Annotated in this window: 30 protein-coding genes, 1 pseudogene and 1 other annotated feature; of the genes and pseudogenes, 7 read left to right on the forward strand and 24 right to left on the reverse strand. The window is 33.6% G+C overall.

The annotated features are described in order from the left end of the window. Nucleotides 1-3: 3 nt before the first annotated feature. From C2I06_RS08755 to C2I06_RS08805, 11 genes are all read right to left on the reverse strand, one after another. Entirely contained in the window at nucleotides 4-546 is a 543-nt protein-coding gene (locus tag C2I06_RS08755) for a DUF4269 domain-containing protein (protein ID WP_123257879.1), read from the reverse strand. Nucleotides 547-548: 2 nt separating this feature from the next. Continuing rightward, nucleotides 549-1,403: a DUF2785 domain-containing protein gene (locus C2I06_RS08760; protein ID WP_123257880.1), complete on the reverse strand. Its 855-nt coding sequence runs from the start codon at nucleotides 1,401-1,403 to the stop codon at nucleotides 549-551. A gap of 42 nt (nucleotides 1,404-1,445) precedes the next feature. Further along, complete coding sequence (locus C2I06_RS08765) at nucleotides 1,446-1,847, reverse strand: GNAT family N-acetyltransferase (RefSeq protein WP_123257881.1); 402 nt, start codon at nucleotides 1,845-1,847, stop codon at nucleotides 1,446-1,448. 229 nt (nucleotides 1,848-2,076) lie between these two features. Continuing rightward, a complete protein-coding gene (locus tag C2I06_RS08770) occupies nucleotides 2,077-2,487 on the reverse strand; it encodes an NUDIX hydrolase (protein WP_095258907.1) in 411 nt (136 codons plus the stop codon). A gap of 90 nt (nucleotides 2,488-2,577) precedes the next feature. Then, nucleotides 2,578-3,291 carry a DUF4367 domain-containing protein gene (locus C2I06_RS08775; protein WP_095334203.1) on the reverse strand — a complete coding sequence of 238 codons (714 nt, stop codon included), beginning with the start codon at nucleotides 3,289-3,291 and terminating at the stop codon, nucleotides 2,578-2,580. Continuing rightward, nucleotides 3,275-3,805 carry an RNA polymerase sigma factor gene (locus C2I06_RS08780; RefSeq protein WP_338134277.1) on the reverse strand — a complete coding sequence of 177 codons (531 nt, stop codon included), beginning with the start codon at nucleotides 3,803-3,805 and terminating at the stop codon, nucleotides 3,275-3,277. Before C2I06_RS08780 ends, C2I06_RS08775 begins: the two co-directional genes overlap by 17 nt. A 127-nt stretch (nucleotides 3,806-3,932) precedes the next feature. Next, complete coding sequence (locus C2I06_RS08785; RefSeq protein WP_095334204.1) at nucleotides 3,933-4,694, reverse strand: GNAT family N-acetyltransferase; 762 nt, start codon at nucleotides 4,692-4,694, stop codon at nucleotides 3,933-3,935. A 127-nt stretch (nucleotides 4,695-4,821) separates the two neighbouring features. Further along, a complete protein-coding gene (locus C2I06_RS08790) occupies nucleotides 4,822-6,015 on the reverse strand; it encodes an Ig-like domain-containing protein (RefSeq protein ID WP_123257882.1) in 1,194 nt (397 codons plus the stop codon). A 5-nt stretch (nucleotides 6,016-6,020) separates the two neighbouring features. Next, nucleotides 6,021-7,220, reverse strand: a complete 1,200-nt coding sequence (locus tag C2I06_RS08795; protein WP_123257883.1) for a YncE family protein — start codon at nucleotides 7,218-7,220, stop codon at nucleotides 6,021-6,023. A 308-nt stretch (nucleotides 7,221-7,528) separates the two neighbouring features. Further along, a complete protein-coding gene (locus tag C2I06_RS08800; protein ID WP_095334228.1) occupies nucleotides 7,529-7,858 on the reverse strand; it encodes an HIT domain-containing protein in 330 nt (109 codons plus the stop codon). Between the two features lie 33 nt (nucleotides 7,859-7,891). Then, nucleotides 7,892-8,443: a short-chain dehydrogenase gene (locus C2I06_RS08805; RefSeq protein ID WP_095334207.1), complete on the reverse strand. Its 552-nt coding sequence runs from the start codon at nucleotides 8,441-8,443 to the stop codon at nucleotides 7,892-7,894. A gap of 186 nt (nucleotides 8,444-8,629) precedes the next feature. Between C2I06_RS08805 and C2I06_RS08810 the strand changes: the two genes are divergently transcribed. The 3 genes from C2I06_RS08810 to C2I06_RS08820 all read left to right on the forward strand — a co-directional run bounded on the left by C2I06_RS08810 (nucleotide 8,630) and on the right by C2I06_RS08820 (nucleotide 10,302). Next, nucleotides 8,630-9,517 carry a ribokinase gene (locus tag C2I06_RS08810; protein WP_095334209.1) on the forward strand — a complete coding sequence of 296 codons (888 nt, stop codon included), beginning with the start codon at nucleotides 8,630-8,632 and terminating at the stop codon, nucleotides 9,515-9,517. A gap of 141 nt (nucleotides 9,518-9,658) precedes the next feature. Further along, on the forward strand, nucleotides 9,659-9,865 hold the full coding sequence (locus tag C2I06_RS08815) for a helix-turn-helix transcriptional regulator (protein ID WP_047941067.1): 207 nt from the start codon (nucleotides 9,659-9,661) through the stop codon (nucleotides 9,863-9,865). Further along, nucleotides 9,862-10,302, forward strand: coding sequence for a hypothetical protein (locus C2I06_RS08820; protein WP_095334210.1), 441 nt, complete (start codon nucleotides 9,862-9,864; stop codon nucleotides 10,300-10,302). The genes C2I06_RS08815 and C2I06_RS08820 overlap by 4 nt, the downstream gene beginning before the upstream one ends. Nucleotides 10,303-10,838: 536 nt before the next feature. Here the strand turns inward: C2I06_RS08820 and C2I06_RS08825 are convergent. Both C2I06_RS08825 and C2I06_RS08830 read right to left on the reverse strand, forming a co-directional pair. Further along, nucleotides 10,839-11,183, reverse strand: a complete 345-nt coding sequence (locus tag C2I06_RS08825) for a short-chain dehydrogenase (RefSeq protein ID WP_371473806.1) — start codon at nucleotides 11,181-11,183, stop codon at nucleotides 10,839-10,841. Nucleotides 11,184-11,234: 51 nt separating this feature from the next. Continuing rightward, nucleotides 11,235-11,747 carry a ribonuclease FAU-1 family protein gene (locus tag C2I06_RS08830; protein ID WP_235850364.1) on the reverse strand — a complete coding sequence of 171 codons (513 nt, stop codon included), beginning with the start codon at nucleotides 11,745-11,747 and terminating at the stop codon, nucleotides 11,235-11,237. Between the two features lie 193 nt (nucleotides 11,748-11,940). Here C2I06_RS08830 and C2I06_RS08835 point away from each other — a divergent pair, with 193 nt between their 5' ends. Beyond that, entirely contained in the window at nucleotides 11,941-12,255 is a 315-nt protein-coding gene (locus C2I06_RS08835; protein ID WP_095334215.1) for a hypothetical protein, read from the forward strand. Nucleotides 12,256-12,295: 40 nt separating this feature from the next. On the opposite strand, the gene C2I06_RS08840 is transcribed toward C2I06_RS08835, so the two are convergent. Together C2I06_RS08840 and C2I06_RS08845 are read right to left on the reverse strand one after the other, a co-directional pair. Continuing rightward, on the reverse strand, nucleotides 12,296-12,544 hold the full coding sequence (locus C2I06_RS08840; RefSeq protein ID WP_095334217.1) for a YqkE family protein: 249 nt from the start codon (nucleotides 12,542-12,544) through the stop codon (nucleotides 12,296-12,298). Nucleotides 12,545-12,569: 25 nt separating this feature from the next. After that, nucleotides 12,570-13,019 carry an OsmC family protein gene (locus C2I06_RS08845; RefSeq protein ID WP_095334218.1) on the reverse strand — a complete coding sequence of 150 codons (450 nt, stop codon included), beginning with the start codon at nucleotides 13,017-13,019 and terminating at the stop codon, nucleotides 12,570-12,572. A 121-nt stretch (nucleotides 13,020-13,140) separates the two neighbouring features. Between C2I06_RS08845 and C2I06_RS25805 the strand changes: the two genes are divergently transcribed. Together C2I06_RS25805 and C2I06_RS08850 are read left to right on the forward strand one after the other, a co-directional pair. Then, nucleotides 13,141-13,275: a hypothetical protein gene (locus C2I06_RS25805; protein ID WP_268874817.1), complete on the forward strand. Its 135-nt coding sequence runs from the start codon at nucleotides 13,141-13,143 to the stop codon at nucleotides 13,273-13,275. Nucleotides 13,276-13,499: 224 nt separating this feature from the next. Further along, nucleotides 13,500-14,408 carry an alpha/beta hydrolase gene (locus tag C2I06_RS08850; RefSeq protein ID WP_123257884.1) on the forward strand — a complete coding sequence of 303 codons (909 nt, stop codon included), beginning with the start codon at nucleotides 13,500-13,502 and terminating at the stop codon, nucleotides 14,406-14,408. Between the two features lie 96 nt (nucleotides 14,409-14,504). Here C2I06_RS08850 and C2I06_RS08855 read toward each other — a convergent pair whose 3' ends face one another. Both C2I06_RS08855 and C2I06_RS08860 read right to left on the reverse strand, forming a co-directional pair. Beyond that, a complete protein-coding gene (locus C2I06_RS08855; RefSeq protein ID WP_095334230.1) occupies nucleotides 14,505-15,653 on the reverse strand; it encodes an MFS transporter in 1,149 nt (382 codons plus the stop codon). A gap of 101 nt (nucleotides 15,654-15,754) precedes the next feature. Next, nucleotides 15,755-16,060, reverse strand: coding sequence for an ArsR/SmtB family transcription factor (locus C2I06_RS08860; RefSeq protein ID WP_095334221.1), 306 nt, complete (start codon nucleotides 16,058-16,060; stop codon nucleotides 15,755-15,757). 317 nt (nucleotides 16,061-16,377) lie between these two features. After that, nucleotides 16,378-16,633, forward strand: a binding site (T-box leader). A gap of 66 nt (nucleotides 16,634-16,699) precedes the next feature. Here C2I06_RS08860 and C2I06_RS08865 point away from each other — a divergent pair. Beyond that, a complete protein-coding gene (locus C2I06_RS08865; protein ID WP_164463796.1) occupies nucleotides 16,700-17,920 on the forward strand; it encodes an MFS transporter in 1,221 nt (406 codons plus the stop codon). Nucleotides 17,921-18,286: 366 nt separating this feature from the next. Here the strand turns inward: C2I06_RS08865 and C2I06_RS24960 are convergent, their stop codons facing one another. From C2I06_RS24960 to C2I06_RS08900, 7 genes and pseudogenes are all read right to left on the reverse strand, one after another. Beyond that, a complete protein-coding gene (locus C2I06_RS24960) occupies nucleotides 18,287-18,439 on the reverse strand; it encodes a hypothetical protein (RefSeq protein WP_164463648.1) in 153 nt (50 codons plus the stop codon). A gap of 71 nt (nucleotides 18,440-18,510) precedes the next feature. After that, nucleotides 18,511-18,783, reverse strand: a complete 273-nt coding sequence (locus tag C2I06_RS08870) for a hypothetical protein (protein ID WP_123257885.1) — start codon at nucleotides 18,781-18,783, stop codon at nucleotides 18,511-18,513. Further along, complete coding sequence (locus C2I06_RS08875; protein ID WP_163188100.1) at nucleotides 18,773-18,976, reverse strand: helix-turn-helix transcriptional regulator; 204 nt, start codon at nucleotides 18,974-18,976, stop codon at nucleotides 18,773-18,775. Before C2I06_RS08875 ends, C2I06_RS08870 begins: the two co-directional genes overlap by 11 nt. Before the next feature lie 763 nt (nucleotides 18,977-19,739). Next, nucleotides 19,740-20,420, reverse strand: a complete 681-nt coding sequence (locus C2I06_RS08885) for an ABC transporter permease (RefSeq protein ID WP_095332922.1) — start codon at nucleotides 20,418-20,420, stop codon at nucleotides 19,740-19,742. Nucleotides 20,421-20,444: 24 nt separating this feature from the next. Continuing rightward, nucleotides 20,445-21,122 carry a VOC family protein gene (locus tag C2I06_RS08890; RefSeq protein ID WP_095332920.1) on the reverse strand — a complete coding sequence of 226 codons (678 nt, stop codon included), beginning with the start codon at nucleotides 21,120-21,122 and terminating at the stop codon, nucleotides 20,445-20,447. A gap of 99 nt (nucleotides 21,123-21,221) precedes the next feature. Next, a pseudogene (locus tag C2I06_RS08895) lies at nucleotides 21,222-21,683 on the reverse strand (Type 1 glutamine amidotransferase-like domain-containing protein); the annotation flags it as partial. 287 nt (nucleotides 21,684-21,970) lie between these two features. Beyond that, entirely contained in the window at nucleotides 21,971-23,683 is a 1,713-nt protein-coding gene (locus C2I06_RS08900) for a methyl-accepting chemotaxis protein (protein WP_123257888.1), read from the reverse strand. Nucleotides 23,684-23,845: the final 162 nt, after the last annotated feature.

A 23,845-nucleotide genomic window follows, 5' to 3' on the forward strand; every position in this document is an offset into this window, starting at 1 on the left:
TACTTAAATGAATCTCTTTTCTTTCCCATATTCAATCAGCGCCTGATAAGGATCACCTTTTAACCCTAGAACCTGACAAAAAGCTGGCTCTGTTTTATAACCTTGTTTCTTTCGTATAAGTACTTCTTCTTTTATGGATGGATTTATCCTTAAAACGGCGTGTTCAATTATCATATGGAGATACGCATATTGCTGCTTAACCGGGATAGGCTGACCAAACAATTCAAATTCAAAACCATCAAAATAGAAATTTACTTTGATTATTTCCACTTCTCTAATCATTAATCTTTTTAGACGAAAATGATTCATTTTTCCAAAATAATCGATGACAATCTGGCTAAAAATTTCAAATTCGTAGACTTCCATTATAATATCTAAGTCGGAAGACTCTATATCCACTCCAATTGGAATGGTTCCGCAAAGAATTGGCTTATAAGAATGTAAAATTTCATTTATTTTTAATTTCTTCAATGCTAAATATGCTTGCTGCTGTTTAGCACTACCTCCCTGTAAATAATCTGGCGTATCAAATAGTGTCCAGTCCATCGTTAATAAATCTCCTTTATAGCATGGAGTACGACTGACTGTAGAGAAGATAAGGAAGGTTTATCTATTATTGTCAGCGATAAACTTTTTAAGAAATTTTTGTAATTTGCTACCAAAAACCAATAATTTACTTCCTCTAATTCATTCTTATCTTTCTCTAACTCCTTCCTCCTATTTTTTATCCAAGATTCCAACACTGACTTCTCTAACCCGTTATCTGCCATTTGTACAATGGGAATAATCATGCGCCCTTCTTCATCATGAATATAAACACTTTCCGCCTGATAGATTTTACCCAAAATCGCCCTCACTATTTCCGGATAATTACTTTGCTTCATTTTTGTATTTTTGACAAGTTCATCGAAAGCATCAGCTACATGTGCCATACTATGGGCCCATCCTTTTTCTCTAACATATCCCCTTACATCTTTTTCAAGATTTACATAGCTAATCAACTTATCTTTCACTTCAAGAACCTTTGCCCTTGATAAGAAATTATCGCGATTATCTTGATAAAGTATAAGTGCTATTAATAAAGAGGTGAAAGAACGAGTGAAAACAGAATCTGTATTCTTTTCGCCAATTCCTTTAAATAAAAATTGATCCCTTATACAAATATCTAATATTTCAGTTAACAGATCGTTATCTAGTTTGGATTCCAATATAAACTGACAAAATGTTTGATAAATCAAGTTATCTCTTAACTCGCTATCAGGGGAGCCAATATGTTTAAGCATGGACAGGATGACTTTCTGTTTTGTTTTTTCATCCGATGCTATCTCTTTCATTTTTTTATTTGCTAAGAAGTACTTTAACTCTTGTTCCTTCATTGGAAATATATTTTCTATTAAATTCAAATTCTCCCTCCTATCAAAACTAGGGAAATATATGTCCCTTTTTCATCTGTTTACTTTATGCATGACAAACTGTGAGTTGCTTTTTTTGAACTCATTCTTGTTGTAAAAGGGAATTAAATCTTCCTCACAAAATAAACTGATAACATCAATATTGGATAATTCATCTACCATTTTAGCAATTAGCTTTGTGCCGATTCCTTTCCGATTAAAGGAGCTGGAAATAACGACATCCTCTATATACGCTCTAAAAATCCCATCCGTTATTGCTCTTGCAAACCCAATGAGCTTGTTCTTTTCCCATGCACCTACAGCAAATGTTTGGGATAACATTTTTTCTATATCCTTTTCCGTTCTTTCCTTCCACCATCCTGCATTTTTATATAGTTCTATCACCTCGCAAGCCTTTATTGGTTTCTCTCGCGATGTTCGTATTTCTATTTTCATGTCGTCTGCCTACTTATTTTTTATTTTATTTGTCAATTTTGTCAGCCAAGAACAATTTCCAAAATTCAAATTCATTCCATTCAACCTGTTATGATGCTTTTTTAGCATAAGCGTTTAAGATTAAAACTCGATTCGCTCCCCTTCAAAATTATACCATTAAACCTCAAAATATGATTAAATTTCCAAAACCAAAAAAGCAAAGTGACCTTCGATAAAAAGGTCACTTTTTCTAAGATGAATGCTTTCTAGCAAAATATTCTTGCACTTTTTTAGCTACGATATTAGGTTTTACATCCATAACGGTTAAATCATCTATGTCTACCCACATAGGCAAATAAGTGCCACGATCTCGATTAGAATTAGTAAACTCTTCACCTTGCCCTGATCCAATCGTTCCATGAATGATATCAGCTAGAAAAAAATACTGAGTTCCTTGCTTCTCTAATTCTACAAGGCATTCTTTTAGTTCGACAGTTACCCCTAACTCCTCGAATGCTTCCCGTTTAGCTGCTTGCTCAGGCGTTTCATCTGCTTCAATTCCTCCGCCAGGAAAAACAAAATAAACGGAATTATCTCTTACTCTTTTAATTAAGCAAACTTTGTTCCCTTGGCTAATAACAACAGAACCCCTATTTCTCAACGTATTAACTCTCCCTTATTTTTACCATTCGGATTTTCCTCGCTAGCAATAACAATTAATTTTCCAATCACAAATTTATCATTCTGTTCTTCAATAAAATTCTATCATTTCGGCAATTTTGATTAAATCTCTTACATCTTTTACACCCGAGATAGTATATTGGTATCTATCTGTTTTTAGTATTAATTTTGGCTTTTTCTCCATATCTACTAAAACAGCCTCTTGATTATTAATCGTGATCTCGTATTCTTTTTTCACCACACTATTTATTCCGTTTCCTCGCATATTATTAGGCTTTTTTTCTGTTCGGATAGAAAAATTTTGGCCATTCTTTAACGGATAATCAACATTAACTAGAATGGAACTCTTTTCTTTTCTCACGCTTAATTTTGGTTCACCGACAACTACAATGGAAGATAAATTATTAGTATTTAGGTTATATGGTAATGTCGCTTCCTCTGATAGATAAACAGTTGTTTTATTTTCGATTTTATTCTGCTCTTCAACTGTAAAAACTACTCTTTCGTCTTGATCCGCTTCCATATCGAAAGCTGCATTTTTTGCTCCCCCTTTTTCAAATGGGAGTGATTCCATTTCCATATGAGTGAAAAGAAAGAGGATCACTGCTGCTCCTATAATTGCCACAAAAGGGAATGGTTGAAGTGCATTTTTCGTTTTCCGATTATTCTTCATCTGCTCTTTCAGCTTTAAATGCAAAGCATTCTTTCGTTCTTTATCCCAATATATATCAGCTTCTAAGTCCCTCAATTCCTCATCTAGTTGTTCCTTATATAATTTTTCCATTTAATTCTCCCTCCTTTTTTAATTCTTTCTCCAAAGCTTTCATTGCTCGAAATAAAGTTGACTTCACTTTAGCCTCTGACCATCCTAAAATCCCTGCTGTTTCTTCAATAGAGAACTCTTTTAGTTTTCTTAGAATAATGATTTCTCGATAAGTTGATTTCAAGGTACTTAACGCCTTGTAAATTTCTAATGATTGTTCTCTAATTTGCAACATCTCTTCTGGCAATGGATTCTTATCTTTATTGAATAGAAAAGCTTCTTTTAGCAGTATTACCGGCTTCTTTTTTCTAATCATATCGACGGTGAGGTTATGAGCAATCCGATACAGCCACGTTTTTTCACTTGCATCCCTTTTAAATGTATCCAAGTGGATAAAAGCTTTCAAAAAAGTATCGTTTGTTAAATCTTCTGCTTGCTGATAATCTTGAATCATGATGAAAATATATTTAAAAATAGCTTCTCCAAACTTTTCATACCATTCTAGGATGATTTTATCTTTCTCATTTTCCACCATTTCCCCTCCTTTATTAAAAATTCTATGTATAGACGGATAGAGTTCTAAAAAGTTTTACTTTTTTTAAATATTTTCAAAAATAAAAAGTGGATTCCTGCAAAGAGGTCCACTTTCGGTAATTCTCTGTTTATATAAATTCCTTTATTCTTTTCATCGCAGAATGAACTGTAAGCCGGTGATAAGCGACTAATTGATTCTTAAAAATCACTCCATAAACACCATATGGAGTTGGCGATAGCTTTAATAAATCTTCACGTGTTTGGAGATGGTGAATTTCTGCCTTTATTTGTAATTTACTAGCTGCTTCTATTACATTATCGATGGCTATATCGATATATGGGCATTGCGCTGTACGGAGAATGGTTAATTGATTGTTATGACGAGTCAGTCGTTCTTCCCAATCATTCGGAAAATATGGATTTGCTGCTTCATTTATTTTGTAGACTAATAACTCGAATCCATAGGGAGCATATTCTAGTTCAGTGAAATCATTTTTTAAGAAAACTTCCTTACTTGGCGTCCAAGAGGTTGTTGGATTTGTTACCACGATAACGCCATTCTTTTTATGATCTTTTGCATCTTGAATTACCTTTTCAATTAGCTGAGTTGCATAGCCTTTACCCGTTATATTTACCCATAGACAGTGGATGATGTAGTAATTTTCCCCATATACTACTCTGGAGGAATGTTCAATGGGTGTATATTCAATAAAACCGGCGAGCTTGTCATTCTCCATTAGTTGAATATATTTCAATCCTTGTCCAAATTGATCCATTAACCATGCTTTTTTTGCTTGATAGCCTGTTGACTTCTGTTTGCTTCTTAAACAATAGCAGCCATTTGCTTGTATATTTTCTGAGGTTAATTCAATCAGCTCTATTTTATTCAAAATGTTTCTCCACTCCCCATCTCAAAATGTTCACTCATTTCTGCCAAAACTTCGAATTTTAGAAACGATGGAAAAAACTATAATAATAGGATATCGTCTTTCCTTACACAAACGATATCCTATTATTTTATTTCACTTTTATTTTTGTTGCTTGACTCTTATTCTTTGCCTTATCTTGTGCATATATCAATAAGCTTGTATTTTTCTTTTGTTTTTTGATTGTCATTTTAAAGGAACCTTTTGCATCAGCTGTTGTTTTTTGCACGAATTTCTTTCCATTATAAATAGTAATAGTTGCATTCGCTTCTGCTTTTCCAGCAATAAGTGTCGTCTTCGATGTTACATTTGTCGTAATCTTTGGCATTGCTGGAGGAGTCTTGTCGATAACTTTTATTGCTTTGGATGTACTATTCCCAGCTGCGTCTATTATCTTAATTACTAATTTGGTTCCTGCCTTTTGTTTTGAAATCTTTATTTGGAAACGACCATCTTTTTGTACGGTACTTTTTCCTAGTTCCTTTTTACCTGCCAGTACAACAACTTTTGCATTTACTTCTCCTTTTCCTGATACAGTTGTCGACTTATCTGTAACTTCCTTAATTTGAGGTTCGTTTGGAGGTGTTTTATCGATATTTTTTATGGTTATAGACTTAACCTGTTTATTTCCTCCCAAATCTACAACAGTAAAGGTATATGTTCCATTCTTTTTCACCATATACTTTACGTTTTCATTATTCACTTTCTTCCCATCAGGTAGCTGGATATACCGAATTCTAAAATTATCCTTTGCGGTTATTTCGAGTTCTATATCTCGGTTTGTTGGTTTCTTAGTTTTTTGTGTAATAGTAATACTTGGCTTTATTGTATCTGTAACTTTTTGGCTAAATTCGCGTACAGAATCATAAAGATTCCTACTACCAGAACTTTTCGCGTATACTTTAAATTGAAAAGTTCCAGTACTTGCTGGATGCCATTCTAGCTTATTATTCCTACTATAACTTTGTACTTTTTTCCAACTATTTCCCTCTTTTATATAAAACTCATAAAGAGGATTGCTTCCTCCCGTAGTTCCTCCAATAAATGTATACATCTTGGGCGATTGTGAACTATCTTTTTCCAGAAACACCTCTGACACTGGTTCAACAATCGTCCCAAATGTTATGACAATATCACGATCCAAGCTTTTGCCTGCATAACCAGTAATAGCATTTTTATTTATCGTTAATTTATATTTTTTTCCCTTTGTTAATAATTCTGGGAGTATATGCAAATAATTATCATCAGACTCTATTTGAATAGGAATCTTCTTATCCCCCTCCATAAGAGTTATTCCATTTCTATCCTTCCATCTAATCCCCTGATTAAAAAGAATAAAAGTTCAGAATCGATTTCCAGATTACTACTATCTTGTCTTAAACTTGCCCACTCGTCATTTTTAACATCATAAAACAATGAATCCGTTAATTCAAAGGAAGACGGCTCAGTGTTTTTCATATACTCTACATAATTATTTCCGTTCTCATCTTCATAGATAGCAATTAATCCATTTTGATAAAAGAGAGAATGAACAAAATAATCTTCTTTTAATGAATAGTAATAATCGGCAGATCCATAGCCATAAACATCTATTCCCCCAAAACTACTAGCTATATAAGTTCTGCTTCCAGAATCATCAAAGGCAATGTCATTAAAAGTTTCATATTCATTATTTTCCTCATCATAGGCCATTCTATATTCAAAATCGAAAGTCATATCCTCTTCTTGTACAGTTGATAAACGAAATACAACCCCATTCATATTGTACATATATTGTCCGTCTGGGCTTAAAACCATTTCCGAGCTTAAATGATAGTCTCCGTGATATGGGGAGTCATAATGGTTTATAATCTTGCCATTATCAATTAGATAGGCATAGGCATCTATTGGACTTGTTTCTGAGTCCAATGTATAAAGACGGTGTAACTTTTCATTGTAGGAAATACTAGATTCCATGTAAATGGATGTATTATCATCGCCAGCATTTTCTGCTACTTCTTTTTTCGTATTTAAGGAATAAACCTTAATAGTTTCCCATTGATTAGAACCAGGAGTTATATAAAGGTAGCCATTCTGATCTATCGCAATATCCCATGGATCTGTGGATATTGGAAAGGTATCTAATAAAGTAAAATTTCCGGCATCCACTTCTGCAATGGCTCCTTTTAAGCCCTTTTCCGTATAATACGAATGTTTCATTAAATGCTGAGTCACATAGACTTTATCTTTGTATACTTCCACTTTTTCTGCTGGGTATTTAAGATTTATCTTTTTTATTTCTCCCGTTAGATAATTTACTCTCTGCAAAAGAGGCTTACCTATTTCTACCATATAAATATATGGGCGATTTGGATCAATCACTGCATCATCTGCTTGGAAATTAATCGATATCGCATTTGATGCTGCCTTTATTTTGCTGTTAGAACCATAAGGAACAAATAATGATACCAGCAGTATAATAGCTATAAATAAACGCACTTTTTTTCGCAAAAAACTCTCCCCCTGTAAGTCTCTCTATAATCGTTGTTTAGTTTCATTAATTTTATACTTAATATAAAAGACAATTGACCTTCAAGCTTTCATTTATTTTTAAATCCTTTTTTGCTGATTTTAAACGACAATAATTCTCCTTTCTTCTTTTTTATCGGTAATCTTCTTCCGTATTTTTATCTTTTTCCCGTCCACAACATTTTATATAAATAGTCATCTAAAAAGGGAATGCCTTCAGCATCCGTTTCAGAAATATTCAGTATTTAAAATGAATAATGATATTTTACTATTTTTTTAGATTCGACCATTTACCTTAGCGGTTTGCCGTGAACAATATGCCAATGAAGATGTTTGGAGTCTTGATACTTGCCAAGATTGGTGATAACTCTGCATGCACCATATTCCTTGGTTACACTAGCAGCTACTTGCTTTACAACGCCCAAAAGCTCCAATAGTAAATGATTATCTCCCTCTTCTAATGTAATAAGAGAAGCGATGTGTTTTTTCGGAATTGCTACTATATGAACTGGATAAAAAGGTTTTGTATGATAATACGCTAACACATTTTCTGTTTCCATCACTTTTCTAACCTTTGTTTTTCCACTAAGAACTTCATCACAATAAAAATCTTCTGTCATCTTTTTTTCCTCCATTTCCTTTTTAAACATTGTCTATGGTCTCTTCTCCCATGGTTCCACTACGCCTACTATTTTTCTCTGCCAATTATTTTGTATCGCATCGATCACCCCAGCAGAAATCTCTTTATGTGTAAGCCATCTGGAAGCGCTATTCTCCACAATAAATCCTAATTGAATCTGATGATAGCTGCAATTAGGGGGAATCGTTAGTTCCTTCTTTATTTTGGACAAATCCGAACTGCTCCCAGTAATGTGAAACAAACGCCATTTCTGTCCGCTTTCGGAAAGTTCGTCCTTCACTATATTCAAAGCATTTTTTCCTATCGAATGAACCCATGCTACAACCAAATCAATTGGTCCATTCTGTTGTATAGTCCATTCTAATTTCTCCCTAAACGCAGTGTGATTTGTATAATCAACCAGTAAGGGGGTTATTTTCGTTTTATCGTCCAGGATATCTATTAAACTATTTATTGGGGCAGCTTTTCTGCCAACAATAGATAATCTGCAATCCTCTTGCTCAGCCAGCCATCCAGACACATCAAAAAGCATTCCTGTGCCTCCAATAATTAAGGCATGCTTCATATTATTGCTCCTCCTTTTAAATCAGCCTTTACCCAATCATTTATCATTTCTTGCTTACTACCCAAAACGCTCCTAAAATTTCCTAATAATTCCTCTTATCTTATTACTTTAACAAACTTAACCCGTTTATTTAAAGTAGAATCAGTGATATTCTATAAATAAGTTAAAAACTATGGGGTGAAAGACTTGAAGATTTTGAACTTTGGTTCTTTAAATATTGATAAAGTATATTCGGTTCCTCACTTTGTTTCTGCTGGCGAAACTTTATCTTCTACGAATTATGATGAATTTCCAGGCGGAAAAGGATTAAATCAATCAATTGCACTTGCTAAAGCTGGAGCACAAGTATACCACGGAGGAAATATTGGAAAAGACGGCTTATTTTTAAAAGAAGTATTAGCGGAAGCAAATGTAAATGTTGATTGGATTGATGAGAATGGGAACACAACTGGCCACGCCATTATTCAAGTCTCTGCTAGTGGAGAAAACTGTATTCTTTTATTAGGCGGAGCAAATAAAGAAATAACGATCGATCATATTAACCAAGTTTTAGCGAATTTTTCCCAGAACGATTTACTGTTATTGCAAAATGAAATAAACGATTTAGCATACATAGTGGAAACTGCGCACAAAAGAGGATTAAAAATTGCCCTTAATCCATCACCTATCGATGAGACAATTACCACCCTAGATTTTTCAAAAATTGATTACTTAATATTAAATGAAATAGAAGCAAAAGCCATTACGAACGAACATACAAATGACAAGATTTTCCAAAAACTTTTATCCTTAAACAAGCAGCTAAAAATCGTCTTAACATTGGGCAAAGAAGGCGTAATTTATAAAGATAGTGTCGAAGAACATAGACAAGCCGCTTTTAAAGTAGATGCAGTTGATACAACCGCTGCTGGCGATACCTTTTTAGGATACTTTTTAAGTCAAATTTCCCAGCAGGAGGAAATAAAAAGTGCCTTGCAAATGGCTGCAAAAGCTGCTGCCATTGCTGTAACACGGAAAGGGGCCTCCTCTTCTATTCCAAGTTCGCAAGAAGTAATGGCGTTCACTAAAAAATAGATGATTAAAAAGAGAGAATTTAAGTAGTGATTCTCTCTTTTTTATGGATCAATAACCACCAAATGGAATATATATGTTGCATTAAGTAATATATATTGGTTATAATGTAATATATACATTCCATCAATAAGGAGGATTGCCTTGAAGAACCATATTAAAATTGCAAGAATTCAAGCAGATTTAACCCAGCAGCAATTAGCGGATAAGATTGGCGTTACTCGTCAAACAATCAGTCTTATTGAAAAAGGAAAATACAATCCTACTTTAAAACTTTGTCTTGAGCTCTGTTATTCCCTCAACAGAACATTAGATGAATTATTTTGGGTAGACAAGGAGGAAGAAAAATGAAAAAAATAAAAGATGAACGTCTAATTATGAAAAACTTACAAAATATTAAAGTAGCCTATATCATTCAAACGCTTGGAATTATTGGCATATTAGCTTATGACCTTATTACAAAGGGCTTAGCTGGAATGAGAGACAATCCGTTATGGTATGTATTTATTATTACTAGCATCATTTCAGCTTATCTATCAATGAATATAAGCGTCGATCATGAAAACAGCAAAAAGGACCCTAAAAAGGGGCTATCTCTTTCTATTACTATTGTCACTCTGCTTTCCGTGCTTATTGGAATTCTGATAATCCTCTCTGATAGAGAGCGTATCGTAAATGGTGTTCTTATTGGCGGAATAGTATTTATATGCGGGATCATACCTGTACTTTATACTTATTATTTACGGAATAAAAAAGGAAGAGATTTGGATGATGAGGATGAAGTTTAACTCTCTTACTGACATTTATTTTAGCCTGCTGGATTAATCTACCACTTTCGCTTATAATAATTGTAGTGTAATGCTAGAATCATAGTATTAATAAAAGTTAGAAAAAGGTGTAATATGAATAATTTTTTTAGCAGGCTAACCCTTTTTTTATATATTATTTTTTTCCTCCTAACTGGAATAGCTTTTTATTTTATCTATAAAGATTTTAATACCACTTTTCCCTTTTATTTTATCATTGGATATATCATATTCCTATTTTGTTTTATATTTTACTTACTATGGATGGCAGTATTCACGTGGAAGAAAAACTTTAGCTGGTCTTTATTGGCGAAGAAGGTATCGCAATGTATTTGCTTTTTTCTCTTATTCAGCTTAGTTAATTATCTATTTTCTTATTTTTTTCATCCGGATCAGAAGACTTTTGCATTTTCTTTTACCTGTCTAGGCTTAGCAATAGGTCTTACGTTTCTGGATATTCCTTATTTTCAAAGTAAAAGTAAAAAATAAAGCGACAAAAATACATGATTTACTATGGCTTAAATCCCATAGTGAATCATGTATTTTTCTGCTTCCTGCGCTGCTGTTATTTTTCGAGCTAGATCGATAAGCTCCCCTGATTTTTTATCCGCAACAATATCTAAAAATATTGGTAATGATTCAGGAGGTATAAGTGTTATTCCGTAATAGGCCAAACCATTAGCCGGTCGTTCATATGTATGGAAATATGTTTTCATCATTGCTAATGGTTTTATCAACTCTTGTATAAAATGATCATTTACAGGTATACAATCATAAAGATCAGGGGTGTAATGATTATATACATGCCGTTTATTGAAATTTTGAATGATCCCAAATTCGTGGGTAATAGCCAAGCTTTTCACCCTTTCAAATAAATTCCGCCAATTTAAGCTAAATAAGTACATAGCTCCATTTTATGAGCGAAAAAAATCTGCTGTTTCTCTAGAAACCTCTGTAAGAATACCATCTTTCCGCTTTAACAATTGTTGTAATGCTTTTTGAACAAACCCTTTTTCAAACGTTTCAATGGGCTGAGGTAATTCTTCTTGATCCAAAATATAATACATTTGATTAGGTTTAATGACAATATCAATAATTAAATCTTCATAGATAACCATATCATTTTGAAACCAATTTTTTCTCACAATATTGAAATACGCTCCTAAATATTTTCCAGTTGTATCTCGCCAAAAATATAAATTATATGGCTGATCCAACCAATAATAAGCAAACGTATAGGTCCCTTTCGGAATAACTAGTTTTTGTTTGCCTTTCCTCATTTCAAATGACTTTTCCACTTGATGCAAGAGGGTGATTTTCCTTTTATCCGATTGAAGAAGTTTGCATTGATATTCTTCTATAGTAGAATCATAGCGAATTTTCCGTTCGACTATGTTTTCTCTACCCTTTAATTGCAAGTTTACCACTCTACCATCTCCAAATTCGATTCAACTTAACTCTTTTTCCCCTATATTATAGGCAAAACAAACATTTATCCAGATCAAATCCACAGAATATTCAGCACAAAATATTCTTATCTTGATACATTCTCACTAAATGGCTTTGTAAACATGCTAAAATAAGAATCACAAATTAATTAAAAACGAAGGAGGAGAGAAAATGTATGTAAAAGTATATGAATATCATATACCAACCGATAAAATCAAAGAATATTTCTATATTCAAGAGAAAGCAAGCAACATCTATCGCAAGTATATCAATTCAACAACAACCTATTTACAAAGTAATGATGATCCGACAAAATGGCTGGAAATCACGACCTATCAGACTGAACAAGACTATGATGCCAATATTGCTTTAATCAATGAACAAACGGAAATTGTTGTGTTATTTCAAGAATTCCAAGCTTTGCTTCCCCTAGAAAATAGTCAAATAAAAGAAGAAAATTTCACCAAAACAACAGAAATAAAGTAATTATTAAAAAAAGGATACCTTTATCGATATCCTTTTCTTCTTACTTAAAATCCTTCCAATTCATTGCATTTTCATTTAACAGTTCTTCAAAACTTTTATTTTTTTCTCTTTGTCGACGTTCTTCTCTTTTTCTTTCTTCTTCTGCTTTTTGCTTGGCCTCTTCTTGTTGTTTCAGTTCTTGCTTTTTATTTTTCAGTTGATCTGCTAACTGTTCATTTAGAAGATCCCCTAATGTAACAGGCTTATCCTCCTGTTTTGTTTTTGGTACATGTCTCCGCTGCTTTGCCATCTGAATCCCCCTCCTTCTTTGGATTTTACAGTGCAAGTTCTATTGTTTCTTCTAATTCGACTTCTACATTCCCTTTAATTGCTCTTGTAATCATGCAGCTTGCTTCCGCCTTGTGCGCAAGTTTTGCCGCAAGCTTTATGTCTTTTTCAGCAGCGTCTTTTTTGAGCACAATCTTCGGGCGATGAATAATTTTCTGGTAAGTAAATACACCGTTTGTGACATCAACTACTGCTTCTGATTCTAATGTTAAACTTTCCTTCTCAAGTCTACTTCTTTCCATCATTGCAGCAAGGGTAATAATAAAGCAAGTTGCTGCTGCTCCGAGAAGCATTTCATCTGGATTAGTACCGACACCAGGTCCTTCCATTTCTTTTGGAATCGATATTTTTGTTTTTAAATTGCCACTTTCGATTGTCCCAATATCATTTCGATATCCTGGCCAATCAGCTTTTAAATAAAAATGATGTTCTGCCATAATTCACCCTTCTTTTTACTATGCTGTATGTATAATAACATATTTTTTTACTCAAGTTATATTAGAGAATTGGATACTAAGACGATTGCTAGTATCATCACTTCTACACAAGGAGGAAAGAATGATGACTCAGAAACGTGACAAAGGCTACAGTCAAGCTGGTAAGCCTAATGCAGATACTGTCAAACAAACAATTGCCGCAGAAGAATTAGAAAAGGCCATTCATCCAACAAACAGACAAAATTCTAAACAATAATCTATTCTTCACCACACCTTCTATGAAGGTGTGGCTTCTTCTCTCTCATCTGCCTTTATTTGTAACCATTTATTTCATTTCGCATAAAATTTTTTATCATACCATGCATCTATATACGTCTAATTTTTAATAATTAAAGAAGTTGTCCATTTTGTTTCTTTCTAAAGAAATGATACACTCAAATTAGTTTCTGCTAAATTTTTCAACTTACTGGAGGAATCGGTTTGAGAAAGCTGTTTCGTTATTTATTTTCTGTGTTATTATTTATTACTTCCATTGGTTTATACTGTTCCAATCGATTAATGTATATGAAGAAAAAAGACAATGATTTTATTGTAAATAGAGAAAAAGAAGCTGGTAGATTAGACCCTGTTTCTTATGAAAATTTAACTAAACAAGAAATTACCATTCCATCTCCTTATGGTTATGATTTAAAAGCAATCCTAGTAGAGCCTTTTGATACGAAGAAATATATCATTATTTCCCATGGAGTCACGGAAAATAAAACGAGTTCGATTAAGTATATGAACCTATTTTTAGAAAGAGGCTTCAACGGTATTATTTATGATCATCGCAGACATGGAGAATCGGGCGGGAAAAATACAAGCTTTGGCTATTACGAAAAATTCGACTTAAAGCAAATTGTCGATTGGCTTAAACGAGAAAAAGGAAAAGATATACTCTTGGGGATACATGGGGAATCGATGGGTGCAGCAACAATGATTCTTTATGCTGGAGGAATCGAGGATGGAGCCGATTTCTATATTGCAGATTGTCCTTTTTCCGATTTCAAGGAGCTGTTAAATTATGTCATCAAACAGGAAATAAAACTGCCTGGAAAAGTCTTTATTCCTATCGCTAATTTATTCTTACGTGCCAGAGCTCGCTATTCGATTAAAGATATTTCCCCTATCTCTGTCATTTATAAAATAAAAAGTCCGATGTTATTTATCCATAGCAAGAAAGATGATTTTATCTTGCCAGAAATGACACAAAAACTTTTCGATAAAAAAAAGGGGCCGAAAAAATTATTTTTCGCTGTTAATGGTACACATGCTCAAAGCTATAATGAAAACAAAGAGGCTTATGAAAAAGCCGTCGATGACTTTTTAAAGGAATATGTGCAAAGTTAAAATTTAAGGCTTAACAACATTAATTCTACTAAATAATAATGTATTCAGATTAAGCCATCGAAACGATGGCTTTTCTTATAATTAATTCTTTATTTGTTATAAGATCGCCTTCTTGGAAAGCTCATCTTGCCTGTTTTTAAATAATCCACTGCTTTTATATAAGAGAATAGAGGTTAAATACATGATTACCGTAAAAAATGTTATTGCTGTAAAACCAAAAATTCGGCTAAAAAGAATCCCTCCAATAACTCCGCCAATGGTTGTCCCCGCATACATAGCAGCATTCGCTAAAGAGGAAACAGTCCCACGAGCTGAGTGTGTTAAGCTTTGCAAAATACTCATAAATACTGGAAAAAGAGTTCCGTTAATTAAGAATATGAAAAAGAAAAACAACTCCCCTATAAACAAATTGGGTACAAATGGAAGTGCTGAGTAAAACAAAATTAACATTACTAAGGCTGCGAGTAAAGATTTTGGTTCTCCTAACTTTTTCACCAATCCACTCCCAAAAAAAGAGCCAATAATATTGCCAAGTCCTAATACCATCATTGCTAAGCCAATTTCAGATACATTTAACGAAAAACGATTGGAAAACCAAGTACCAATATAAGAGAATACAGCAAAATTACCTACTTGGAATATAAAATAAGCTGTGAAATATTTTATGGAATTTTCCGTTTTAAATATACCTCGATATCGCTTGAAAACTGATTGTTTTTCACTATCCTTTATGGCTTTAATGGTAGGCATAAAATAGAAAACAACTACAATCAAAAAAATGGAGAAAAAAGAAATTATGTAAAAAGGGGTATGCCAGCTAAAGGTTGCCAATAAACTTCCAATCGGAATTCCTATTAATTGAGAAAAAGCCAAACCGCCAGTTGCATAGCCCATTATTTTTATAATGTCTTGCTGCCTAGACAAAATTGGGATCGAAGCCCAGACTTGCGGTGTTACAAAAGCAGCACTTATTCCTGCCAACAATCTAAATGAAATCATAGTCCAAAAGTTTGCTGCCAGTCCACACATAAAAGTGGATATAGAAAATCCAGCCAAACCAACAATCATTATTTTCTTGCGATTTGCTCCATCAGAGATTGGTCCTGCTATTAAAGCAAAAATGGCATATCCCAAAGCATAACTGCTTACCAACCATCCTGACCAACTTATCGGTATGTGATAAGCACTTTGTAAAGTTGGGATTAGTGGCGATATTAAAAAAGTATCAGTACCAATAACAAACATTATTAAGAAAAAAGTAATAGATATTTTCTTATTCAAAACTGTCACTCCATTGTTCTATAGTTTAATGATTATCGAACTATATTGCAAAAAAACACCCTAGATTACAATGAATCTAGGAAACCAGGTAAATACTTCTCAAACGTGTCCAAATTTAATTTAACATACTTATTTCGAGTTTCTTTACGAGTTGATGTTAGTCCCGCCTCTCTTAGAGTTTTAAAATGGTATGAAGCTGTTGATTTTGTAATATTAATTTTTTCACCTACCTCTCCACAACTTAATTCTGTTTTTTGATCTCTAAGAATCCGGATAATTTCTAGTCGGGATTCATCAGCCAAAGCCTTAAATATTTGTACTTTAATTTGATCTTTATTTTTTTGTTCGATAATCATAAAACTATCATACATTTTATTGAAAAATATAGCAAGTTTGGTAAACTTACTAGTATACTATTATCACAAAATATAGCCTTTATTTCATTAAGATTTCAATACATCATTGATACGCAGGAGTTATTAGAAGAACTCAATAGTCATATGGCTTTTTAACCACTTGCATAGCTTGCAGAAATTGAAGTACCCCCTGTTATCGTAAATACAATAGAGCTACCTTGCCCCTTCAAAAAAAGTAAATATACACATTCATATTAAAATTATTATTTAAAATTTCTTTACATCCCCGCGAAGGTTTGATATGGTAAAAAACAATAAAATGCCACAAACAAATACATGCGATGATGAGAAGAGTACAATCATACAATTCTTCAAAGAGAGCTCCTGTTGGTGGAAAGGAGTAAGAATAATGGTTGGAAGCAAGCCTCTGAGCGGCACATCGGATCCATATGGGTGATGGTGTGACAGATGCTCCTGTTATCGAGCTAGGGTATATGTATGTTCTTCATACCGTACCTACAAAGGACAATATGGTAACATATTGTCAAACTGGGGTGGCACCACGGCGCGCAGCAACTCGTCCTCAAGACTAAATCTTGGGGGTGAGTTTTTTTATTATCCAATTTTGCATTTTAAGGAGGAAATAAATTGCGTATAAACAAGTTAGTGAAGTCGTGGAAATACCCTTCTATCTTATTATCAAGCATTGGTATTTCCAGTATTGGAGAATGGGTCTATTTTATAGCGCTAAATTTAATCGTTCTTGATAGGATGGGGGTACTTGCTGTTTCGGGGTTATATATACTTAGGGCTCTATCTGCATTTTTTACAAACTTTTGGTCCGGTAGTTTAATAGACCGATTGAATAAAAAGCATTTGATGGTTTTGCTGAACATATTCCAAGCAGTGTTCATTGCCTTATTGCCTTCCCTATCATCTCTTTCTGCCATTTATACAATCGTTTTTTTTATTAATGTAGCTAGTTCCATGTATGAACAAACGTCAGTACCGTACATTACCAAGTTAATTCCTCCAGATCAAAGAAAAAGGTTTAATTCACTTCGAAGCTTAATTGATTCTGGAGCATTTGTGATAGGACCTGCCATTGCGGGAATGCTATTTATGATTGGTACACCTAATTTTGCCATCTATAGTAATGCAATAGCTCTTTTCATTTCAGCTCTTATCACACTTATTCTGCCAAATATTGAAAGAAATGATTTTATTGAAACAGAAGATAAAAAAATATCTTTAAAGATTTTAAGACAAGATTGGAGATTAGTTGTAGATTTTAGCCGGAACCATCTCTATATTATCATTATTTATTTACTCTTTAGTACAATAATGGTTTTAGCAACTGCAGTAGATTCACTTGAAGCAGCGTTTTCAAGAGAAGTACTTCTATTGTCAGAGAGAGATTATGGATTTCTCGTGAGTATTGCTGGTGCGGGGATAATTGTTGGCGCACTAGTTAATATCATAATTGTTAAAAAGGTTGCTACCTCTTGGCTGATTGGACTTGGATCCTTGATGGTATCAGTCGGGTATATGATTTATGCATTTTCCGCTAATTTTTTGATAGCGGCAATTGGTTTTTTTGTTCTTTCCTTTTCGATGGCTTTTCTCAACACAGGATTTAACACATTTTATCAAAAGAATATTCCCGTACATGTAATGGGAAGGGTTGGCAGTGTGTACAGATGCATTGAAGCCTTTTTTATCATTATTTCGACCATACTTTTTGGGATAATGGCTGAAATGATTTCCATTAAGTCTGTTATCATATTAGGAAGCATCATAATGTTTGCAGTAACGATTATATTATTTATCTTTAATACACGGCCTTCGAAAGCTGCGTTTTATATGGAGGAATAATATTGAATACATATACTGGTTAGTGCTTTTCTTTATAATTAGATCTTGAATATAGCAAAAATACAAAAGTCCTTGAGAATGGGATTACTCTCAAGGACTTTTGCCAGCAAACTAAACTAATTTTTTATTAGGAATACGAGTAATTCTTTTTGTCTGCATTTCCAGCATTATTGTATTCAACATTAGTTAAGGACAGCCAAATGAAAGAAACATGAGATAATACAGCTAAAATAATAAATACAATCTTTTTCCATGTTTCTATGTCTCTCAATAATTAGTATTATCTTCGTTTTATTATACCCTTTTGGATCATAAGCTCCCTTTATAAGCAAGTATCTATGTTCAAGATCTTAAAGCCGAACTATATCAAAAGTGTTTCTGCAGCTTTGATTTAGAGAACAAATACATTGTCATACCAAATAACATTCCACCTAAAAGCCAGATTAATACGTTCCACCACTCAAGGTTTAATTCACCTGTTGACAAATACGGAAATACATATTCCATCAAAATTAACATACTTAAGCCCCATTGAATGCCAGCTAGGAATGACGATTTTTTCAATTGCTTTTTCTTTTCTTCGTACTCTTCTATAGAAGCACAATCCGTTTCATCAAGCTGCTTTTTCTTATTTTTATAAGTGTCAAAATTGCATAAATCATATTAACAATGAAAAGCGAAGGAGTTGCAAATGAAAGTGTATGATGAATTGTGTCGATAATGAGACTAATAATCATTAATAGTGTAGTCAAATACCACAGCATAATTCCAGAAAAGGCTAATTCTTTATGGATTTCATAGAGCTGGTATTCATCTCGATCATCATAAACCCCTATAAAACGATTAAGTATCTTATTCCTCATTAGTATTATCCTCCCAAAATAGTGTATTAAGGTCTGTGTTAAGCTCCTTGGCTAAGGAAATACATAAAGACAAAGAGGGATTATATTTATCATTCTCAATTAAATTAATGGTCTGTCTTGCTACACCTACTTTCTTAGCGAGTTCAATTTGGGTTAAACTGCAATGTTTCCTATACTCTTTGACCCTGTTCAAGTTAGACATCCTTTCACGAAGACCTATAAGTACATTATATATGACATTTTGATAAAATGTCAATTATACATGACATTTTTTCATAGACTAGTTATCCCAACTAAAAAGAGAGTGGGACATAACAAAATAATTAATGGATAAAGACGAACAATCTCTAAATTAGTAGGGAAACCAATTCGTTCCATTACGCTACAGACACTCCCTTTCCGCGGGGAGCAACCTAAGCCTCCTCGGCTTCAAGCCTGTGGGGTCTTAGGCTTTGCTCTACTTCCCGCAGGAGTTGAGTGTCCTCCGCTCCATTTCACTCCGTTTTTAAAGATTATTTAGTTCCAGCATTTTTTTCAAAAGAAAATAAAACGGAGCAGACTGAATACACGGAGACTCCTATGGGAGCTGCGAGAAAGTCCAAGACCCCGCAGGAACGTAGTGACGAGGAGGCTTGGCGCTCGCCCCATGGAAAGCGCAGTGTATTCAGTCTGCGTGCGATTACCACAAAACTTCTTTCTTAAAATAAATAAAAAAACCAAACAATTATACGAATTTTTTTTAGTGTGTACGTATAATTGTTCGGGATTAAATTTAATTGAAATACTTATGTCCCAGTCTCTTTATTTCTTTTTATTTTACAAACTTGCTCCATTTTCTACACAATAAACAGCTTAAGAACCACATTAATAACTGGAACTTTTGAAAAAAGCAAGCCGCAATCAATTAATTTGTTATCAAGAGATTTAAAACTATAACTTTATCAAATTTAATCAAGTTATTCTCTCATTCCTTTCATTAGGTCTAATCTTGTTGCCCATAGTGCGGGAATTAAGACGGCTCCTAAACCAATCAAAGGTGATAATAAAAATAATCCCAACAGAAGTTTTGGTAATACTGCAAATGTATTGGCATCCAAGCCTTGAATGAAGCAATATGCCGATAAAGTAGATAATCCAATCGCTAATACACCAGCTGTTGTTGTTAGTAATGCGCCTTCCATTAGTAATAATGAAAGTAACCTCTTCTTAGTACTCCCCAATACTCGCAACATACTAAGTTCTTTCAGTATTTCCTTAATACTGCTGGCAGTACTGTTCATTAACCCAATAACAGTAAATATAATCATCATGGCTACTGCCAAGTAAAGAAGGAATACTCGTTGAAGGAATTGCTGCTCCAACTCTGCCAACTCTTCAGCACGGCTATAGAGAATTGTATTGGAATATGCAGGATCCTGTAATAAGGATTGAATCAACTTAACTTTTTCTTTCTTATATCCATGCAGAATGTTCATTTCTACCTGATAAAGTGTGTCAATCCCAAACATTGCTTTCATATTTTCTCTAGTTGTAAAAAAATGATAGTCAGCATCCCCAATATGCTCGGTATCAGTAATAATTCCTTCTACTACAAACTCTTTTTCATCTAACTCATTAAAATCCTCTGAATTTATCAACAAGGAAAAATTTTTATATTGATTCTAGCTAACTTCTAAATTCCCTTCTACATCAACCACAATTGTGTGATGTTGCGAGGTGATAATTTCCAGAGGGAATACAGCTGAAATTTTATTAGAGAAAAACCATTCTCTTCCTGGTTTATTAAGGATTAAGAAGATGCCTTTTGATTTATTTCCCATAAAGTTGATGGATGTTAGATCTAAAGGTTGATTATCCCGTTCATTAATTCCCACTTCCATCAATCTTTTCCCTGCGGCTGCTACATCACTGACCGTTACCCCTATCTCGCTGATGTTTATGACACTTTCACTAGAAAAAGGAGCCTCATCTTGTTCGGAAATAGAGTTCCTTGAAATAAACTCTACTATATTTCCAGAAGGATCATAAAAATAGAGAGAATGAGCCTGGAAATTGGAAAAATACACTTCATCTTCTCCCTCATCATTAACATTTAATGCAACCCTTTCTTTTACCCATGACTTTGCTTCTGCAAATTTATTAGCAAAAATGTTAAAAGCAAAGTGGTAATATGGATTACCCAATACATTTTCTGATGTAAATTTCAATTTGCTTGAACCCGCTTTAATGCAAAAGCTATGACTATCTTCCTTAATCAATGGAAATCCAAGAGTCTCTACATAAAAACTCTTCATTTCTTTGATATTATTCGTTTGCAGAGTTAGCAGTTTTACTTCCATTATCTATATCCCCACTTTCGTTAATATTTCTAATACTCCGTTAATTCTAATATATATCATCCTTAGTAGTCTAAGGTATTGCTTAGACTTCAATAAAAATTAGAGAGTCTCCTCTAATTTCTTAATATTTGAGTGGGAAATTAAATACACCTCACCTAAAATGTCCACTTTATCTTCCTTTACTCGTACAGCACAATCTTTATTCGATGCATAAATGTCAATTTCCTCTGATAAAGGAGATAGTTCTTTTTGAACCAATGCAAGGTTATTTTCTAGGTCAAAATGAGACAGAATCGAAAAATTGCCAAGACTAATTCCATCATATACAGTGCTTATTTCCACTTCATAGCCAAAATGTTTTGAGCATAACCATTTTGCGGACATATTGATTGCACCAGCGCTTGCCCCCATTACAACAGCCTTGCTTTTTCGAATCAAATCAAACAGTTCATATTCCTGCAAAAAACTATTTAAGTTAAGTGTATCTCCACCCAACAAGAATATAACGGAAGCATTTTCGATTAGAGCATGTGCATCTTTTTTCGGAATACTATAATTAATTTTACATTATATTTTGAGGACATAGCCAAAAGGATAAAGATTTTTAAATACGCTATTACTATACGATATTCCTTTGAACACATAAGAAAGGGTTGTGCTACAACCTCTAGATCAAGTTCTAAATCTATCATTCTTTCGTTTCATTTGAATAAAAAAAACCGAACTATTATACGAAATTCCCACTAACATTTCCGTATAATAGTTCGGGTTTATATTTGCTTACATACCTATTCGAATACTAAATGAAAAGAACTGCTATACATTTTTAAGCAATTCTCTATGAAATTTTATATTTTAAATTGCTTTATCTTATCTTGTAAATCGGAAGCTAATTGTGCTAATGATGTAGAAGAAGCTGCTATTTCTTGCATGGATGCAACCTGTTCTTCGGTTGCAGCAGATACATTTTCTGTACTTGCTGCTGCTTCACTTGCCATCGAATTCACTTCCAAAATCGAACCATTGATTGTATTCGTATGTTCTTTTAATTGATCAAGCGATTGACTTACTTCCTCTACTAATATAACTAGTTCTTGTACAGAATGTTCGATTCTATGGAATGATTCTCCTGCATCTTGGACAATTGTTATTCCTGCATCTACATCATTTGCAGCAGTTGTCATCGATAAGGAAGTATTCTTAGAATCAATTTGAATTTGGCTGATGAGACCAGTAATTTGCTCAGCCGATCCAGCAGTTTGTTCCGCTAATTTCCTTACCTCATCCGCTACAACAGCAAAACCTTTTCCTTGTTCTCCAGCTCTTGCCGCTTCAATGGCTGCATTTAATGCTAATAAATTGGTTTGGGAAGAAATGTCCGATATTACCATGGTAATATCTCCTATTTGATTTATTCTAGTTTCTAATGTAGCTATTGATTCAGCAAGCGTCATCACATTATTATTAATGGATTTCATTTGTGTCGTTACTTCTGAAATACGTTTTGCACCCTCATGCGATACATCCGCTGTTTGCTCTGCTGTTTCTGCCACTTTTTTTGCACGCACTGTTATATGTCCAGTCGTTTCATTTACATTACGGATACCAGCTGAGCTTGATTCCATCAATCTCATTTGTGTTTCAGACCCTTCTGCAAGCTGCTGGATTGTTTCAGAAATATGTTCACTTGCTTTGCTGCTTTCTTCTGAACTGGAACTCAATTGTTCCGATGATGAAGCGAGATGATGGGACGTTTCCGATAACATTTCGATAAGCCCCTTCATACCATCCGCCATCCTATTATAACTATCGGATAGAGAACCTACTTCATCCTTTGCCTTATAACTTGATCTTGCAGAGAAATCTCCTTGTCCTCCTCTTTCCATTAAAATCTGTAGACGTTTAATTGGGCTAACAATCATTGCGGAAATATAGAGACCTAATAATACAGCAAGTACAACAGCAACAAATATAACTCCCCAAGAAATATATATCATTTTCATATAATACTTGTTATTTTCATTTGATATCTGTTCTGCATTTTCCTCATTTGCTGTTTGGAGTTCATCCAATTGGCTATTAATAATATTTCTCTTCGATTCAAGATTTTTCGTATAAAGATTATAGGCTGAGTCATTTAAATTATTGTTTGCTAATGATATCACTTCATCTTGAAGACTTCTAAAGCCTGTATAGGCATCCTTAAAAATTTTATATTCATCCTCTTCTTTTTTGGAAAGCGAAATAGCATCTAACTTTTTGACATATTTATCCGATTCTTCCGAATTCTTTTTAATAGTCTCTAATAACTCTTCATTTCTCTTTTTATCCTCTGTTATCATTAGCTCTATAACTAAGCTATCGTTCGTGCGGCGATAGTTTTGGATCTTTGCTATGTAAGTATTAGGTAATAGATTTTCTTCATACATTTCTTTGGAACTTTTCGCCATTTCTTTTATTCCATACATTCCAAATAATCCGATCAGCACCAGTCCAATAGTACTAAACATAATAATAATCAATATTTTTTTAGAAATATTGATATTTTGTAAAAATTTCATTAAAACTACCTCTTTTCATTGATCTAATCCTTATATCATATCGACAAGTATCGACAATACTTTAGCCTAAAAATAAAAATATTTATTGCTGTTTAGGATAATCAAACAAAACATAGGAAGATAGACTCAAAGAAAACACAAAAAGCGAATTTTGCTACAATC

The sequence above is a fragment of the Niallia circulans genome, assembly GCF_003726095.1.
In the GTDB taxonomy this organism is placed as follows: domain Bacteria; phylum Bacillota; class Bacilli; order Bacillales; family Cytobacillaceae; genus Niallia; species Niallia circulans_A.

Excerpts from the sequence above, each read along its gene's own strand:
- C2I06_RS08755 (WP_123257879.1), bottom strand. The coding sequence starts at position 546 with ATGGACTGGACACTATTTGATACGCCAGATTATTTACAGGGAGGTAGT.
- C2I06_RS08765 (WP_123257881.1), bottom strand. The coding sequence starts at position 1,847 with ATGAAAATAGAAATACGAACATCGCGAGAGAAACCAATAAAGGCTTGC.
- C2I06_RS08775 (WP_095334203.1), bottom strand. The coding sequence starts at position 3,291 with ATGGAAAAATTATATAAGGAACAACTAGATGAGGAATTGAGGGACTTA.
- C2I06_RS08780 (WP_338134277.1), bottom strand. The coding sequence starts at position 3,805 with ATGGTGGAAAATGAGAAAGATAAAATCATCCTAGAATGGTATGAAAAG.
- C2I06_RS08790 (WP_123257882.1), bottom strand. The coding sequence starts at position 6,015 with ATGGAGGGGGATAAGAAGATTCCTATTCAAATAGAGTCTGATGATAAT.
- C2I06_RS08800 (WP_095334228.1), bottom strand. The coding sequence starts at position 7,858 with ATGACAGAAGATTTTTATTGTGATGAAGTTCTTAGTGGAAAAACAAAG.
- C2I06_RS08805 (WP_095334207.1), bottom strand. The coding sequence starts at position 8,443 with ATGAAGCATGCCTTAATTATTGGAGGCACAGGAATGCTTTTTGATGTG.
- C2I06_RS08820 (WP_095334210.1), top strand. The coding sequence starts at position 9,862 with ATGAAAAAAATAAAAGATGAACGTCTAATTATGAAAAACTTACAAAAT.
- C2I06_RS08835 (WP_095334215.1), top strand. The coding sequence starts at position 11,941 with ATGTATGTAAAAGTATATGAATATCATATACCAACCGATAAAATCAAA.
- C2I06_RS08840 (WP_095334217.1), bottom strand. The coding sequence starts at position 12,544 with ATGGCAAAGCAGCGGAGACATGTACCAAAAACAAAACAGGAGGATAAG.
- C2I06_RS08845 (WP_095334218.1), bottom strand. The coding sequence starts at position 13,019 with ATGGCAGAACATCATTTTTATTTAAAAGCTGATTGGCCAGGATATCGA.
- C2I06_RS25805 (WP_268874817.1), top strand. The coding sequence starts at position 13,141 with ATGATGACTCAGAAACGTGACAAAGGCTACAGTCAAGCTGGTAAGCCT.
- C2I06_RS08855 (WP_095334230.1), bottom strand. The coding sequence starts at position 15,653 with ATGTTTGTTATTGGTACTGATACTTTTTTAATATCGCCACTAATCCCA.
- C2I06_RS08860 (WP_095334221.1), bottom strand. The coding sequence starts at position 16,060 with ATGTATGATAGTTTTATGATTATCGAACAAAAAAATAAAGATCAAATT.
- C2I06_RS24960 (WP_164463648.1), bottom strand. The coding sequence starts at position 18,439 with ATGTTAATTTTGATGGAATATGTATTTCCGTATTTGTCAACAGGTGAA.
- C2I06_RS08870 (WP_123257885.1), bottom strand. The coding sequence starts at position 18,783 with ATGAGGAATAAGATACTTAATCGTTTTATAGGGGTTTATGATGATCGA.
- C2I06_RS08890 (WP_095332920.1), bottom strand. The coding sequence starts at position 21,122 with ATGGAAGTAAAACTGCTAACTCTGCAAACGAATAATATCAAAGAAATG.
- C2I06_RS08900 (WP_123257888.1), bottom strand. The coding sequence starts at position 23,683 with ATGAAATTTTTACAAAATATCAATATTTCTAAAAAAATATTGATTATT.